Source organism: Psychroflexus sp. MES1-P1E (assembly GCF_002836055.1).
Taxonomy (GTDB): Bacteria; Bacteroidota; Bacteroidia; order Flavobacteriales; family Flavobacteriaceae; genus Psychroflexus.
Window position 1 is genome coordinate 1 of the sequence record NZ_PJBS01000155.1, and the last position, 15476, is coordinate 15476.

Sequence of the window (15476 nt, forward strand, 5' to 3'; positions counted from 1 at the left end):
AGTTGAAAATAATTAGCATAGCCTTAGTTACGGTAATTATTTTTGATAAAAAGCAGGCGGAAAAGAAACGATTTATTGCGACATTATAGGTTTAATTTGGTATAATATCCTATTCTGACTATAAAGTAAAAATTGGAGAAGTTTTACAAGGGAAATGCGTCTCTCACGAAGTGAACGTTGTTGCTATAAAAAACGGAGAACATATTGTAGCTGAATGTAAATTCCATAGTGAAAAAACAACCACTTGTAATGTAAAGGTACCCTTGTACATCAACTCGCGGTATCAAGATATTATCTCTGAAAAAAAGAATACAAAAGAATGTCCTAAAGAGGGGTGGGTAGTAACCAATACTCGCTTTACTTCAGATGCTATCACCTTCGGCTCATGTGCTGGACTTTATTTATTAAGCTGGGATTGTCCCAAAGATAATGACTTAAAAGATCGCATAGATAGGTTAGGCTTATATCCCGTAACCGTCTCCACACTTATTACTCATAGAGAAAAACAATTTTTATTGAGCAGAGATGTCGTGCTCTGCCGTCAATTGTTAAACGATAGTTTTTACCTAGATCATTTGGGTATTTCAGAAACGAGGAAAACAAAAATACTATCTGAAATTTCAATGCTCTGTAACACACATTAAAATGAACACTATAAAAATCCATTTTTTAGGAGCTTCAGAAACAGTAATTGGATCTAAATTTTTATTGGAAACTCCCGAGCAAAACATACTTGTAGATTGTGGGATGTTTCAAGGTATAAAAGCCCTTAGGGAGAAAAAATGGCAGGACCTACCTTTTGAGGTTTCTTCAATAGATGTGGTCTTATTAACCCATGGTCACTTAGACCATACTGGCTATTTGCCAAGACTTGTAAAGCAGGGTTTTAAGGGGAAAATCATTGGGACCTAGCCTACTTTAGAAATTACTAAAATCATCCTGTTGGATAATGCTAAGATTAATGAAGAAGATGCAGAACTCGCCAATAAGGAAAACTATACCAAACACCATCCAGCTTTACCTTTTTATACCATAGAAGATGCGGAGCGGACTTTAAAGATGTTTAGCCCAGCAGAAAAAGATAAATGGTACACACTCTCAGAACATATAAAATACCGATTCAAATATAATGGACATATTATTGGCGCCACTTTTATTGAGCTAGAGATATTTGGTGAAATGTTTGTGTTTTCTGGAGACATAGGAAGACAAGAAGATTTGCTTCTTAGACCTCCACAAAAACCTCAACGAGCAGATTACCTGTTTTTAGAAAGCACCTATGGTAATAAGCTTCATCCAAAAGATAGTGTGTCTGAAAAACTTATAGAACTCATCAACAAAACAGTTCATAATAAGGGGGTTTTAATTATTCCGTCCTTTGCTGTCGAACGCCTCCAAACCTTAATGTTTCTGTTATGGAAGCTTTATAATGAACATCGAATTCCAAATATCCCCATTTTTAGAAATAGCCCGATGGGTGATAATGTGCTTGGTGTTTTTGAACGGTTTGCAGCTTGGCATAAAATTCCACCTGACGAATTTTTTGCTATGAAACACCGAATAAATATTATAGCTTCCTATAAAGAAACTTGGGAAATTATAGATGACCCTAGACCCAAAATAGTGATTGCAGGGAGCGGTATGGTGACTGGAGGTAGAGTATTGACTTACCTTAAGCAGCTCGTCGATAAGAAAAACACAAGTATTTTATTAGTGGGATACCAGGCTCAAGGGACTCGTGGTCGACAATTGTTGGAAGGGGCGCATGAGTTGAAAATTTATGGAAAATATTATGATGTGAACGCCGAAGTTCATCATATAGAGAGCTTGTCTGCTCATGCAGATCAGGTCGGTATTTTGGATTGGTTAAGCGAACTCAAAAACACTCCCAAACATACATTTTTAATTCACGGAGAGCCTACAGCTCTTCAAACCCTTAAAGTTAAGATTCAGGATACTTTTTCTTGGGAAGTGACCATTGCAAAACACAATCAGGTTTTAGAAATTTCGGTCTAAATCTTTTAGAAAATCTATTGATTTCCTTTTTATTCCAAGAGCCTAAATTGTATTCAGCAGTCTCAACAGATTATCTATAGCTGTTTAAATAATTCACGATGTTAAATTGCTTTTTCTAGTCCTGTTGAGGCTTTAGATAAGTCTGTAAACTGATAATTATCATTTTTAAACTACTGTTTATAAGATACTTTTAGGTAAAATAGTAGTAACCCTAAAATCTAAGCGCTATGTCTTTAGTAAACTATAACAGTAGTAACCCTAAAATCAAAGCGCTATGTCTTTAGTAAACTATAACAGTAGAAGAGCTCCATGGTTTAATGGTGGGATTGAAAAATGGTTAGGTAATGAGGAAATCTTTCTCGACACTTTCTTCGACCGAAAAGCCAGTTTGCCTGCGATGAATATAAAGGAAAATCCTCTTCATTTTGAAATAGAATTGGCCGTACCTGGCTTCGATAAGGAGGATATTGAAGTGAGCTTGGAGAACGATATTTTGCATATTTTAGCAGAAAACAAAAATGAAATGGAAGAGGAAAATGAATATACTCATAAGGAATTTAGTTACCATTCCCTAGAGCGTAAACTTCAGATACCAAAATCGATCAACCAAGACAAAGAAGTGAGGGCCAACTCCAAAAATGGTGTGCTCAAACTCCACCTGACGAAAAATGACGACGCTTCAAAACCTACTAAAAAGGAAATAGGGGTAGTTTGAAAAATATAAACGATGCTTTTGTTTAAAAAAAAGCAGAGCAGTAGTTTTTCCATGAGATATTTAATTGTTTTTATAAGTGCTTTAAGCTTCGCTACGTTTTTGATAGGGTGCAGTTCTGTGACACTTATCTATGATTATAAAAACCAAGATATCGAAAGTTTCCAGGCTAGTAGATTGCTTGTTGTTGGGATTACAGCAGATAAAGAGGCAAGGGAATTTTATGAAACAACACTGGTCGAATCTTTAAAAAAAGAAGGAGTAAATACTTTAAAAAGCATCAACTTCTTTGAAAATTCCTTTACAGACCAAAAGCAATCTCATCAACAACTTGATGCCATTGAGAAAAAGTTGCTTAGGGCAGGGGTTGATGCTGTCTTATTTACAAAAATTACAAATCGAAAGGACAGAGTTACTTTGGTTAATGCTTATCAAAAGTTTACACAATCTTATCAAATCTTTAAAAATTACTATTATAATAATCAAAGTTCTTACTTAGAGAATAAGCATGAACAAGTATATACCATTGAAACCTCTCTTTTTTGTATTTGCTCCGGACAAGAGTGCGAATTAATATGGCGTGGAGAGATGGAAGTTATCGAGAGCAAAAGACTAAGTCGACACATAAATCGCTATAAGTCTTTACTTTTTAAAACCCTCAAGCAAAAAAAACTAGTATTGAACTGATGAATGTATTGATTTACAGTGCGAAGACTTTCGAAATTTCCTTGATAAAAGAAGAGAATAAAGGTAGGTATGCAGTAAGTTTTACAGAGAAATGTTTAAGCTTAGATACCGCTAAGTTAGCTATGAACTATGATGCGATTTCAATCTTCTCTGCAGATGATGCTTCTTCTGAAGTCCTTGAAGAGTTAAAAGCCATGGGCATTCACTACATCACCTTGAGATCTACTGGATACGAAAATATCGATTTGAAAAAGGCAAGACAGTTAGGCCTTAAAGTGGCTAATGTGCCAAGTTATTCCCCAAATTCTATTGCAGAACACGCTATAGCCTTGTGTTTGACTTTCAGCAGAAAGATTGTGAAGTCACAACACCAAACCTTAGAGTATAACTTTCTCTTAGATGATTTGATTGGCTTCAATCTACATCAAAAAAAGGTGGGAGTAATGGGAACAGGCAGTATTGGTGAGGTGCTCATAAAAATTTTACATGGGTTTGGATGTTCTATTTTAGCAAATGATTTAAATAAAAATGAACAGTTGATTAAGGATTATAAGGTTCAATACGTCTCCAAAGAAGTCATTGCTGAAAGCGCAGATATCATTTTTATATGTTTGCCTCTCAATAGTAGTACTCGCTATCTTATAGATAAAGATTATTTGTATCAGTTAAAAAAGAAACCAGTTCTTATAAATATTGCTAGGGGAGCCATCGTACATACAGAAGAACTTTTAAAAGCTTTGGATGCCAATGTGATAAGCGGTTATGCCACAGATGTATATGAATTTGAACACCGGATGTTTTTTTACGACCGTTCCAAGGAGAGATCCAAAGACCCAATTTTACATCAACTGCTTTGTCATTCTAAAACACTAGTTACCCCTCATCAAGGCTTTGCGACTAATGAAGCTTTACAAGCTATCATTTCAACAACTTTTGAAAATTTGGACGCTTGGAAAACTGGCAAAGATTTTGCTCATGAATTGTCCTAATTATCTTTGTGAAGAAATAGTAATGGGATAAGAGTTCCGTAGGCTAGTTGCGAAGTGTCTGAGCCAAAGAGTAAACGCTTAAGGAAAGTTTCCTTTTCAATACTTACAGCATGAAGGTCTATTTTCAATAGCTGTGTAGTCGTATTCAAGACGATCAATCCAGGGATGGTGTTGAGGTGAAAGTAGGTGTAGGGATAATCTTGAAAAAGCTTGTGGATACTTTGGTTATCTACTTTTTCACTTGCTTGTGTTTGTCTGGTATCATCTAATTCGAGAACATTTAGTTGACACTTATGCATAGTTAAGATGTCCTTGAAAATGTCCATCCCCTTAAAGGACAATTCCTCCTCATTTTGCATAGAAAACAAGACTTCTTTGATACGGGAGTATGAATAATGTTCTGGGACCGTAAGTGCTGGGCAATCAACGTGTCTTATCACTTGTAATGTATTACTCCCAAAAATCACCTCTGAGGCATCTGAGGCGCCGTTGTTGCCCATTATGATGAGATCTATAGCATTAAGCTTAACGGCTTGCTTGATGGCAGATACAAAATCGTCATAATCAAACAATTCATGAAAGGTATAGGCTTGAGATTTATTTTCTTTGCTCAAAACCTTGACCAAATTGTGAATTAAAGTTTTATTATCCTTTGCAATGCTGTCGTAAACGCTATCACTCTGAGAACCTGCAACGAGATCGGCAGTTATATACTTTGATGACTTTTGAATATTGAGGATGTAGAAATGGCACTCTTCATTTTCGAAAAATTTCATCGCGTATTCTATTGCGTTCTTAGAATTTTTTGAAAAGTCTGAAGGCAAAAGGATGTTTTTCATTTGTTGAAACATTTATACTTTACAAAATTAATATTTAAAATTTAGCTACACATGATACTAGTCAGTGATGAATAGAATCTTAAATCGAAATTTATCTTCAGTATATCATGTAAAACCCAGATAGAGTAGGTTCTATCTGGGTTTTTGATCCTGTGGAAAGTTTGGCTAATTCCAACTTAGATCATCATCAACAAATGACTTTTTAAAAAGGAGATTCATAAAAGAGGCTTTTTTTTTAATTAAGAATTGCTTCTTGAGTAGATTCGACCCAATTCATCCCCTTTTGGTAACGAACAATACCATTTTTTTCGGTTGGATCCATCACCAAAAGGTATATCCATTCATTATCTAATAGGGATTTTAAATTTTTATTTTTATTTAAAATTTCTTGTATTCTTTGCTTCGGAGCTTGAATTAAGACCGAAAGTCGCAGAGGTTGATGGTAGGATTTTTCATCGGTTTCATTTACCGACTGCAGTGGAAGACCTATCTTAAGATCTCCTCCGTTTCCTTGAACCACTCCAAACGTACCTGTTATATTATGAGTAATTTTAGAGCCTCCTCCGTAGGTTTCGTTATCTACAGATGAGAAATAATAGTGATTATTGATCCATTGTGTAACGACCATTGGGCCTTGCATAATTTGTTCTAAGGCATCACCTGTTGTATCCAGTTCCCAGTTATAAGAATGTAGAAAGCAATTGCCGTCTAAGTTCATTGTTTTGGTAAGTGAACGAGGACCTATGATAAATCCTGCGTTTTTCGCTAAACCCCATTCTGGACGTGTTTCAGACCAATCGTTTGTTTTTTTATGTGCTGCTTTTACACTACTCATTCCCGAGCCCAGACGCTCCTGAGTGGCGGTTTGTTGAGTAAGTAGCAAATCGATTTTTAATCGATCTAACTTTTCTTTATGAGAATTTGGAACTTCAGAATCGAACACTACGATTTCATCTGTGGTTGTGTTGTGCTCTGCTCCGATGAAGACAGTATCTTTTGGGATAGTGATCCCTTCTTCATTTTTTAATAGAGTTCTAACTTCAGGAAGATTGGCTAATTTAGCCAGCATCCTTGCATTATGTCTGCCTGGACTGGCTGCACAGGCACCGCAATCCAGACTTGACCCAAACGGATTATTAGCTGAATGGCTGCCGTGTCCCACAAAAAGAATTAGCGGTGAAAATTGTTCCCATCCCATAAGAGCGAAGGCGGATTTTACAATAGCTACTTTTTCTTTTATGGGAATCCCATTATCCGAATTATCTTTATTTTTAATAGTATCAATCTTAGGCTCACAGCTCCCCTCGTGGGATAGTTTGTTATCTTTATGAGGACGGTATAATTGTCCTGGAATTAGAGTGCGAGCAAGAAGAGAAATTCCATAAAAAACGCCTGAACCCTCTACATATCCGAAAGCTGATGGAAGCATGTTTTTCATGCGTTTCAAAAAGTGATTGGTGAATTTTTGGGTTTCCTGTCGTTTTTTGTAGGCTGTCAGTTCGTTCTCTTTATCGACTTGAGCGAATTCTGATACCGAATATGTAGAATCTAGAATAGGAGGACATGATTTTCTAATGATCTCATCATCTAAAGGCTTATAGTCCATGGCAATTCCAAAAAAACCTGCGTAACCAAAGGTTTCATAATGGCCTTTAGATTCTATATTTCTCCGTATTAGCTCCGACCGTGTATCGATGCAGAAGACCAGTTGAGCCTCTGGAAGGGCATCCACTTTTTTCTCCTTGGGTTTATTTTTCAGACTGGTTTCTAGTTTATTTTGCCAGCTTTTTTCCCAAGCTTTTAGCCATAAATAGGAGAGGTCTATTGACGAATCCCTATTCCCTCGAGTGGAATTAGTTGGATGTATTTCTGCATCTATGTGGTTGGCTAGCCATAAACGAACTGCTAAGTAATCTTCTAGCGTAATTTTATAATTTTGATGCCAGATCGAATTTTCTTCTGCTCTATATTTTATATATCCAGTCCACCCAGGTAAGGCGGCTAAGTGACTTTGAACAATTGTAAGACACTCTTTTTCAGAATATTTTTCTAAAATTTGAAACAGAACCTCTTCACCAGTCTTAGGAATTTCAGATATAGATCGTAAATGAACTTGGTTATCGTATGGAATCAAATGTCTCCAAGCATCAAAAAAGCCTTCGCTTTTATTAGGGAGTTCCCATTCCGCTAGCCCTTCATCGAGGAAAGGCATGAGCCATTTTAAAACCATCCGGTCCAAGTCGCCATTGTTATTTCTAATTGGCTCAGACTTGTGAGAAGCCATTTCAGTAAGACACTCTTCAGGAGATTGTGTTATATGATGCTCAGTGAGAAGCGCGACTAATTCTTCGTTGTCTATTTCTCCTTGTTCCCAAGCTTCTCGAAATACTGATGCCTTCGGAAAGGATTTCGCCCCGAGTAAGTGTTCAGCATCTGCTGCAGCTTTTTTGAAGTGAGCTTTCTCATAACCCGATAATGGATTTGAAGTCACAAAAGAATATAGCGGCCAGGTCTTACCCACTACTCTGGAAGCTGTCTCAATGATGTCTTGAAGCTGTTCTTTTGTCATTTGATTACTTTTTTATAAGTAAGGACCGTTTTATGATGAGGTTGAGATAAGTTGAGAAGCTTAACGTAGAGCCATGGTATTTTTCTGTACACTCCCGATTTCATAATAAAAAAGCCCAGCAGGAATATGATACCAAAAGTGATTTGTAACACGGTTAGAGAATGCGGGACTTGAATCATTGGCATTTCTTTCATAATTGAGGTAACTGCATTAAGTAACAGCGCGTAAAGCCCTATTCCTGCTATAAATACTGCGCTGGGTACAATTACTTTTTGTACAAATGTGAGACTCTGTTGTTTAACACTATTGTAGGTGGCTTGTCCAACGGTAATGGCGACGATAAGTGTTAAAAATATACTGCTGTCTGTTAAGTTGGTTTTTCCAGTAAGTAAGGTAAATAACCCAGCACCTAAAGCTCCGAAAATCAATATCACTACAATTTGCATCGCATTGATTTTAAGGTCTAATGGCTTTCGAGGGGCGTTATTTGCAATTTCTTCTCCAGAAGATAAAAAGAGATAGGCTTTATAGAAGCCGTGTAAAATCAAATGGACCACTGCAGCATTAAAAAAGCCGAGTCCGCATTGCATAATCATAAATCCCATTTGGGCGATGGTAGAGCAAGCCAATCTCTGCTTAACATTTACCTGAAGTAATTTTGTGAACTGCGCTATGATGGCGGTCAATCCTCCTATAATAAAAATAAGAGTTAAGGTGTTGGAGGCAATGATCACTGTAGAAAACAGGGCCAATAAAATCCCAGAACCATTCACAAAACCTGCATGCATCAATGCAGAGGCTGGCGTTGGAGCAGTCATAGAAGAAAGCAGCCACCGGTGAAAGGGATAAATAGCAGACTGTATAATGGCAGCTGTAATAATAAGTAGGGCGGCAATAAGAAGAAAATAAAAGGGAACTGACTCTAGATTATCAACAATGCCTGATAACGTAAAGTGATTGGTTAAGAAGGCAAGTAGAATGACCCCAATACTCAAAAGTAATGTTCCTGATAGAAAAAATTTTTGAGAAAATTTTTGAGCCTCTCTTGCTTCTCCCCAATCTGAATTGACACCTATCAATCTTGCCATAAAAACACCCATGGCAAACCAGGATAGCAATAAAGCTAAAATATGATTTGACATGACGAAGACCATAACAGATCCTGTAAATCCTAAACTCAGCAGGGTGAAGCGTTTGTGAAACTTAAAGCCTTTGAGGTAATTTTTGGAATAAGTGCTTACAATGGCACTGAAAAAAGTGACAGTCACCCAGATGAGAAGTGTAAATCCATTGATTCTAATGGTATCAGCCCAATTCCATTGAGGTGTCTCGATCTGGTAATAGATAAGTGCACCCATACTGGTTAAAAATGAGAGCCAAAGTAGGGGAGCAGCAATTTTTGAAATAACAGGATTTGAAAAGGCTTTAACAGGAGGGGTTAAAACTGATGATATTAACGTGTTGGTCGTGTTATTCAAAGCCATTTATATAAATATCAAGTTAAAGATGAGTATGAAAGTGGGGCAAAGGCTTTACCCTTTTCTTATTTAAGCTAATCGGCTATACTCAAATTCAAAATGCCGTTAATTTTTAAATTCTTTCCTTTAGCTTTTAATTCAGCAATAAATTCTTCAGCATGTCTTTTTTCTTTTTCCAATTCGTTTATGCGATTGCTTAACGGCTTTGGGTCATTGTTATGATCTCTTTCCCAAAGTTGCAGACCTTCTATCTTGTGGTAGTTGATCTTTTGGTTAATCAAAGCAGAGATAATGTCAGAAGCTTGAGAGGGTGTAAATTCACCATCAACCAACTGGATGTTTTGTACTTTGATTTCCTTTGAAATTATGCTTTTTGTTTCCATAGGGTTTGAGATTAAATGATTATTGCAAATATTATATTTTTTAAACATTTATTTTTATTTACATTTGCAATGATTTATATAAAAATTATTTATGAAATATACGTTACATCAACTGCAGTTATTTTTGGAAATATCACAGTGTAAGAGCATAACGAAGACAGCAGAGACTCTTCATTTATCCCAACCTGCAGTATCCATACAGTTGAAGAATTTACAGGATCAATTCTCTATTCCTTTAACTGAGGTTGTTGGCAGGAAGCTATATGTCACTGAATTTGGAATGGAAATCGCTGAAGCCGCTAAGAAAATTATCGAGGAAGTGGATGCCATAAACTATAAGTCTTTATCCTATGCAGGCAAACTTTCAGGTAAGATTAAAATTTCTGTGGCCTCCACGGGTAAATATGTGATGCCCTATTTTTTATCGGATTTTATGAACAAACATAAGGGCGTAGATCTGATCATGGACGTGACCAATAAAACTAAAGTACTAAGGAGTATGGAGCGTAATGAAGTGGATTTTGCCCTTGTGTCTGTACTTCCTAAAAAACTAAAAGTAAACTCTGTAGAGCTTATGAAGAACCAATTGTACTTTGTAGGAGGGAGTCAACTCGAACTAAAACAAGTTCCTACTCAAAAAGAATTGTTTACTAAGTTGCCACTTATCTATCGAGAAGAAGGATCTGCTACACGAAATGCCATGGAGCAATTTATGACTAAACATAGTTATCAAGTACGGAAAAAAATAGAACTCACTTCCAACGAGGCCGTTAAACAAGCTGTTCAGGCAGGCTTGGGATTTTCAATTATGCCATTGATTGGGATTAAAAATGAACTTAAGGAAAAAGAGTTGCAAATTATTCCTGTGAGAGGTTTACCAATTTCTACCACATGGCAAGTCATTTGGTTAAGCTCTAAGAATCTTTCTCCTGCCGCTACCGCTTATCTAGAATATCTTAAAATAAATAAAGAGCGCATTATTGATTCTCATTTTTCTTGGATTAATAAATACGAATCATAAGAAGGTGGTGTAAGAGTCTTGTTTTTTTTGATTATTAAAATAAAGCCTAAACCATTATAGATCATAACTTGTAAGGGTTAAAAGGTCATTTTTCTTAATTGTACATTTAAAACATCACCTCAAAAAAGCCATACTCGTTTACTGATGGAGGTCTCTTTGAATATCATGAAAAGGGAAGGAGTTGAGGTTGAGGTATTGAGGCTTGTAGATTTCGACTTGTCTGTTGGTGTGCAAGTTAATATGGAAGAGTAAAGTGCAGATAAGGACGATCTTCAATCGCCTCCAAAGTTATAGAGCACCTTTATGCTATGGGTGGTTATCACAACGATAAAGGTCAATATATTTATTATGGTAAAGCAGGGGTTGTGTGATTACGGGGAACGAAGATGGAGTAAAACATTGTGCAATGGGTATGTTTTACGCTTTGCAGCATCTTTTATATAGCATCCCATCCCAAGCAGATGCGAGAAGGATAGGTGAAATGGGACTAGGCTCGAGTTATGGAGATACAGGATGGGATGGAAAAACATTGGACGAACCACAAGGGGGAAATTCCAATTTCACCAACAGGAATACCACCTTTACAACTTATTGCACCTAGCCAAAATACTTAAAGACCAAGGCGGATATTTTTCTTATGGGAATTCACGAAAAGACTGGGATGCTGGGAACTGTTAGAATTTTGAAAACCCTGAATATAGATAGTAGGAAGAAGGTATTATACCAATTTAAACCTATAACGTCGCAATAAATCGTTTTACCGATACGAATTCGGTACAGGCTTTTTTCGGCTGCTTTTTATCAAAAATAATTACCGTAACTAATGCTCTGCTAATTTTTTAATTTCACACAATCAAAAAACCTGTGCTGAGCTAAGTCGTGGTATAATTCAATTTATTTATACGATATTATAAATTTAATTTGGTATTAAAGGATAAAATCAAGTAAGTAATTTACATTTTCATATGTATTGAAAATCAATTTTTTTTAAATTTATCCTGATTTTGCCTCCGTTAACCTAAAAGCTTAAAGATACATTTCTTAATGCTTTGTGATGGCTATATGATCCAAAGCGATAAAGATGAATGATTAAAGTAAGATTTTAAAAGTAGATGATCAGCTTAAAGGCCTCGATGATTTATTCTATAATATCTAAAAAATTCTTAAGAAAACACAAGAGAATTTAGCTACCAAATGAAATATGCTATATTGAATATGTTTTGTTAACATTTTTATTTATGTATAAAAATAACCACCTTACACCTATTCTATTATGGCTAAAAGAACTTCAGTAAATGACATTAAAGACATTGAAGATCTAGATAATTTGGGGGAAATCGTAAAAGATAAACGCAAGCATAAACGCACTAGTGATAAAAAAGAACGCCGCAACCGGCATTATGTCAAGCTATTGATAAAGCAGCAAGTTACCCATAAGGAAGATGAGGATTCTTTTTATAAAGACTTATAAAAAAAGACTGTTGAATGTCACCATTCATCCTTAAAGATGATTTTGTCACGCTGAACTTGTTTCAGTATCTCACCCTTATATCAATACATCAAAAATATCACCATCAATAGAAAAGCTTTCAGCAGGAACATAATAAACTTTAAAGGCTTCGAAATTCAAAATGAACATTGATTTCATAAAATTATGATACACATTGAACCTAAAGCTATGTAAGTATTACGAAAAGCAGGGATTCAAAAAAGTTGGAATAAAGAAATTACCTTTATCTGTTTACACGCTTTATCAAAAAAAACTAACCTAAAACTTGCCAACAATAAATCTTTAGTAATTCTAAGTCAATTGCTCAATAACAAATGAATTTCCATTAAATGACACCTCCTCACCTATCCTTTTACCCATAAGCAACTCTCCAATGGGTGTGCTAGGCGAAATGGCATAGAAGTTCTTTTCACCACCTTTTAGCGCCCCTAAGCTAACGGCTATAAAATAATGAGCTTTTGAGGTGTATACCAGACTACCTAACCCCACATGTGTTGTTTTTTTTTCGATATTTATTTTAGAGAGTGCTGTTCTCAGTTTGTTGATTTCAGCGAGTTGCCGCCCTGCTTTTTCACGCTCCAGTTGAAGCATAGCCCGTCCAGTTTCATGCTTATCACCAGCGCTACTTTTAGTTTCTGAAAGCAGGCTGTTTTGGATATCTGAGATATGACCTTGAATGCTTTTAAACCGCATATCCACAAGTTGGACACACTGGTTATATAAGTCCTGTTTGGTGCTCATATAGGATTGTAATTTTAGAATTTAGTCGCTTTTGTTTCAGATGTAAATAGCAAGTAAAGATTGATAAATATAATATAGTCTATGGGATAAATTAGAGTTCTATTTTTTTGCGATATAATAAAATAAGAACGAAAAACCAGAATTATATCAAGTTGCTAACAAAGTTACACATCACGCATTAAAGAGAGGAAAATTACGGTTCATCCTAATGATCCAACCATTCATAGAATACTATTTACTTAGCCAAAGTTGTTTAGACATATTTGTTCTCACAAACTAAAAAAAAAGCTTATGAGAGTCTTATTGGTACTATCTCTTTTATTATTTGGTACTCAAATTATAGCGCAACACCAAATTTCAGGTGCGATTAAAGGACAACGTGGTCTCCCTATTACCGGAGCGAATGTTTATATTGTGGGTTCTTACGATGGGGCTACTACAAATTTAGAAGGGAAATTTTCTTTTTCGACTTCAGAAACTGGAATTAAAACCCTGTATGTTTCTTTTTTGTCTTTTGAGGATTATTCTTTGACTGCAGATCTTTCAGAGTTTAAAAACCTAGAAATCAAGTTGAAAGAAGATGTGAATATGTTGGATGCTGTAATGTTATCTACAGGGACGTTCGAGGCCGGTGAGAATTCTAGAGTGACTGCTTTAAAACCTTTAGATGTGGTAACTACTGCAAGTGCTCTTGGAGACTTCTTAGGCGCTTTACAAACCTTACCAGGAACATCTACAGTGGGCGAAGATGGCAGATTATTTATAAGGGGTGGTGGCGCAGATGAAACTCAGATATTTATTGATGGCATGAGAGTATTTGCGCCTTATACACCTACGGCCAATAATATCCCAACTCGAGGACGGTTTTCTCCTTTCCTTTTTAAGGGAATTTCGTTTTCAACAGGCGGGTATTCCGCAGAATATGGTCAAGCTTTATCTGGAGTTTTGAAATTAAATACCATTGATGAACCGGATCAAGAAAAAACTGAGGTATCGTTAATGACTGTTGGTCTTGGTGTTGGGAATACTCAAAAGTGGGACAAAAGCTCACTTAGTATCAATGCGAATTACACAAACTTAGCCCCTTATACCGAAGCCTTACCTAATAGAAATGAATGGATAAGCCCCCTTCAATCTATGAGTGGAGAAATGATTTACCGGTATAAAACCAATAATAGTGATATATTGAAATTGTATGGAGGTTACAGTTATACCGATTTAGATTTAATCCAACAAAACATCAATTTTGAAGAGGGCTTTCGTTTTGCTAATGAAAACAGAAATCTATACATCAACGGGTCTTATAAAAGCTTTCTTGGTAACAGCTGGATACTCAATACCGGATTTTCCTTGTCCAACGACAACAACAAATCGCAAGTAGGTGAGGATTTAATCGACAACAATGACAACTCTGCACACCTAAAAATAAAGCTTAGAAAACGTATCAATAACAACTTTGAATTCAATTTTGGTTCTGAATACTTTATAACAGATTTTGATGAGAGTATTGAAAGTAATCTAATTGGAGACTTCGATTATGGATTTCAAAGTAACATTTCTGCAGGGTTTGGCGAAGTTGATATTTTTTTCTCCAAAAAATTAGCAATGAACCTTGGTGGCAGAGTTGATCACTATGAATTATGGAATCAAACTTTATTTTCGCCAAGAGCCTCAATTGCTTATAAGTCTGGAGAATTTTCACAATTTTCATTTGCTTACGGTAAGTTTTTCCAAAACCCAAGTGCCGATTTTTTAAAGTTTAATGATACCATCACTGCAGAAAACGCTTCTCATTTTATCGCTAATTTTCAATATGTAAAATCCAAGAAAATTTTTAGAGTTGAGGCCTATCATAAGACCTACGATGATTTGGTAAAGTTTGATACAGAATTTCCCACTTTTACGAGTTCTTATAATTCGACAGGCTCTGGTTATGCTTCCGGAGTTGATCTGTTTTGGAGAGATAATGAATCCTTTAAAAATTTAGAATATTGGGCCTCTTATTCTTACTTAGATACAGAGCGGGACTATAGAAATTTTCTTGAAAAGGCACGCCCTGCTTTTGCATCTGAACATAATCTCTCTTTGGTAGCAAAGTATTGGATTGAAGACTGGAAGAGTCAATTGGGTTTTAGCCATGTTTTTGCTTCAGGCAGAAATTATACCGATCCCAATTCTAATGGGTTTTTAAATCGGGAAACCAAAAATTTTAATTCACTGAGTTTAAATTGGGCTTATCTCATTGATAAACAGAAAATTCTATATTTTTCTGTGAGCAATGTGTTAGGTACACGAAATATATTTGGCTATAACTACGCCAATGAAATGGATATGAGTGGTGTTTTCCAGAGAGAAGCAATTTTGCCAAATACCGATCAGTTTTTCTTTGTCGGTTTTTTCTGGACCCTTAGCGACGATAAAAAATCAAATCAATTGAATAATCTATAAGTGTTGACGGTTCAGTATCAAAATTCATCAACTCATCATTTAGGAGTTGTAAAAAGCTAAATTATAATCGATCTTTAACTCAA

The 15476-nt window shown here is 35.8% G+C and carries 12 protein-coding genes and 2 pseudogenes; 9 read left to right on the top strand and 5 right to left on the bottom strand.

Translation table 11 applies throughout. The annotated features are described in order from the left end of the window. Nucleotides 1–101: 101 nt before the first annotated feature. The 5 genes and pseudogenes from CXF67_RS05630 to CXF67_RS05650 form a co-directional block, all read left to right on the top strand. Nucleotides 102–644 (top strand): annotated as a pseudogene (locus tag CXF67_RS05630) (ATPase); the annotation flags it as partial. Between the two features lies 1 nt (nt 645). Beyond that, nucleotides 646–2016, top strand: a pseudogene (locus CXF67_RS05635) (MBL fold metallo-hydrolase RNA specificity domain-containing protein). 274 nt (nt 2017–2290) lie between these two features. Next, nucleotides 2291–2731: an Hsp20/alpha crystallin family protein gene (locus CXF67_RS05640; RefSeq protein ID WP_102087860.1), complete on the top strand. Its 441-nt coding sequence runs from the start codon at nt 2291–2293 to the stop codon at nt 2729–2731. Nucleotides 2732–2782: 51 nt separating this feature from the next. Continuing rightward, nucleotides 2783–3415, top strand: coding sequence for a hypothetical protein (locus tag CXF67_RS05645; RefSeq protein ID WP_145990392.1), 633 nt, complete (start codon nt 2783–2785; stop codon nt 3413–3415). Further along, nucleotides 3415–4404 carry an NAD(P)-dependent oxidoreductase gene (locus CXF67_RS05650; protein ID WP_102087862.1) on the top strand — a complete coding sequence of 330 codons (990 nt, stop codon included), beginning with the start codon at nt 3415–3417 and terminating at the stop codon, nt 4402–4404. Before CXF67_RS05645 ends, CXF67_RS05650 begins: the two co-directional genes overlap by 1 nt. Here CXF67_RS05650 and CXF67_RS05655 read toward each other — a convergent pair. From CXF67_RS05655 to CXF67_RS05670, 4 genes are all read right to left on the bottom strand, one after another. Then, nucleotides 4401–5243, bottom strand: a complete 843-nt coding sequence (locus tag CXF67_RS05655) for a universal stress protein (protein ID WP_257984608.1) — start codon at nt 5241–5243, stop codon at nt 4401–4403. The genes CXF67_RS05650 and CXF67_RS05655 overlap by 4 nt on opposite strands. 235 nt (nt 5244–5478) lie before the next feature. Beyond that, complete coding sequence (locus tag CXF67_RS05660) at nt 5479–7812, bottom strand: DUF2309 domain-containing protein (protein ID WP_102087864.1); 2334 nt, start codon at nt 7810–7812, stop codon at nt 5479–5481. Next, nucleotides 7809–9296 carry a proton-conducting transporter transmembrane domain-containing protein gene (locus CXF67_RS05665; RefSeq protein WP_102087865.1) on the bottom strand — a complete coding sequence of 496 codons (1488 nt, stop codon included), beginning with the start codon at nt 9294–9296 and terminating at the stop codon, nt 7809–7811. Before CXF67_RS05665 ends, CXF67_RS05660 begins: the two co-directional genes overlap by 4 nt. 68 nt (nt 9297–9364) lie before the next feature. Continuing rightward, complete coding sequence (locus CXF67_RS05670; protein WP_180957906.1) at nt 9365–9673, bottom strand: hypothetical protein; 309 nt, start codon at nt 9671–9673, stop codon at nt 9365–9367. Between the two features lie 91 nt (nt 9674–9764). Between CXF67_RS05670 and CXF67_RS05675 the strand changes: the two genes are divergently transcribed. The 3 genes from CXF67_RS05675 (at nt 9765) to CXF67_RS05685 (ending at nt 12165) form a co-directional block, all read left to right on the top strand. Continuing rightward, on the top strand, nt 9765–10694 hold the full coding sequence (locus tag CXF67_RS05675; RefSeq protein WP_102087867.1) for a LysR family transcriptional regulator: 930 nt from the start codon (nt 9765–9767) through the stop codon (nt 10692–10694). Between the two features lie 367 nt (nt 10695–11061). Continuing rightward, nucleotides 11062–11295 (top strand): hypothetical protein, encoded by a 234-nt coding sequence (locus tag CXF67_RS19050; protein ID WP_308302172.1) that lies wholly within the window; start codon nt 11062–11064, stop codon nt 11293–11295. Nucleotides 11296–11967: 672 nt separating this feature from the next. Next, nucleotides 11968–12165 carry a hypothetical protein gene (locus CXF67_RS05685; protein WP_102087868.1) on the top strand — a complete coding sequence of 66 codons (198 nt, stop codon included), beginning with the start codon at nt 11968–11970 and terminating at the stop codon, nt 12163–12165. A 330-nt stretch (nt 12166–12495) separates the two neighbouring features. Here CXF67_RS05685 and CXF67_RS05690 read toward each other — a convergent pair whose 3' ends face one another. Then, a complete protein-coding gene (locus CXF67_RS05690; RefSeq protein WP_102087869.1) occupies nt 12496–12945 on the bottom strand; it encodes a hypothetical protein in 450 nt (149 codons plus the stop codon). Between the two features lie 291 nt (nt 12946–13236). Between CXF67_RS05690 and CXF67_RS05695 the strand changes: the two genes are divergently transcribed. Further along, nucleotides 13237–15393, top strand: coding sequence for a TonB-dependent receptor (locus tag CXF67_RS05695; RefSeq protein WP_102087870.1), 2157 nt, complete (start codon nt 13237–13239; stop codon nt 15391–15393). The last annotated feature ends 83 nt before the right edge of the window (nt 15394–15476 follow it).

What these genes read in the sequence shown, in the direction of transcription:
- CXF67_RS05645 (WP_145990392.1), top strand. Translation starts at nt 2,783, where the DNA reads ATGAGATATTTAATTGTTTTTATAAGTGCTTTAAGCTTCGCTACGTTT.
- CXF67_RS05675 (WP_102087867.1), top strand. Translation starts at nt 9,765, where the DNA reads ATGAAATATACGTTACATCAACTGCAGTTATTTTTGGAAATATCACAG.
- CXF67_RS05650 (WP_102087862.1), top strand. Translation starts at nt 3,415, where the DNA reads ATGAATGTATTGATTTACAGTGCGAAGACTTTCGAAATTTCCTTGATA.
- CXF67_RS05655 (WP_257984608.1), bottom strand. Translation starts at nt 5,243, where the DNA reads ATGAAAAACATCCTTTTGCCTTCAGACTTTTCAAAAAATTCTAAGAAC.
- CXF67_RS05670 (WP_180957906.1), bottom strand. Translation starts at nt 9,673, where the DNA reads ATGGAAACAAAAAGCATAATTTCAAAGGAAATCAAAGTACAAAACATC.
- CXF67_RS05660 (WP_102087864.1), bottom strand. Translation starts at nt 7,812, where the DNA reads ATGACAAAAGAACAGCTTCAAGACATCATTGAGACAGCTTCCAGAGTA.
- CXF67_RS05690 (WP_102087869.1), bottom strand. Translation starts at nt 12,945, where the DNA reads ATGAGCACCAAACAGGACTTATATAACCAGTGTGTCCAACTTGTGGAT.
- CXF67_RS05695 (WP_102087870.1), top strand. Translation starts at nt 13,237, where the DNA reads ATGAGAGTCTTATTGGTACTATCTCTTTTATTATTTGGTACTCAAATT.
- CXF67_RS05665 (WP_102087865.1), bottom strand. Translation starts at nt 9,296, where the DNA reads ATGGCTTTGAATAACACGACCAACACGTTAATATCATCAGTTTTAACC.
- CXF67_RS05640 (WP_102087860.1), top strand. Translation starts at nt 2,291, where the DNA reads ATGTCTTTAGTAAACTATAACAGTAGAAGAGCTCCATGGTTTAATGGT.
- CXF67_RS05685 (WP_102087868.1), top strand. Translation starts at nt 11,968, where the DNA reads ATGGCTAAAAGAACTTCAGTAAATGACATTAAAGACATTGAAGATCTA.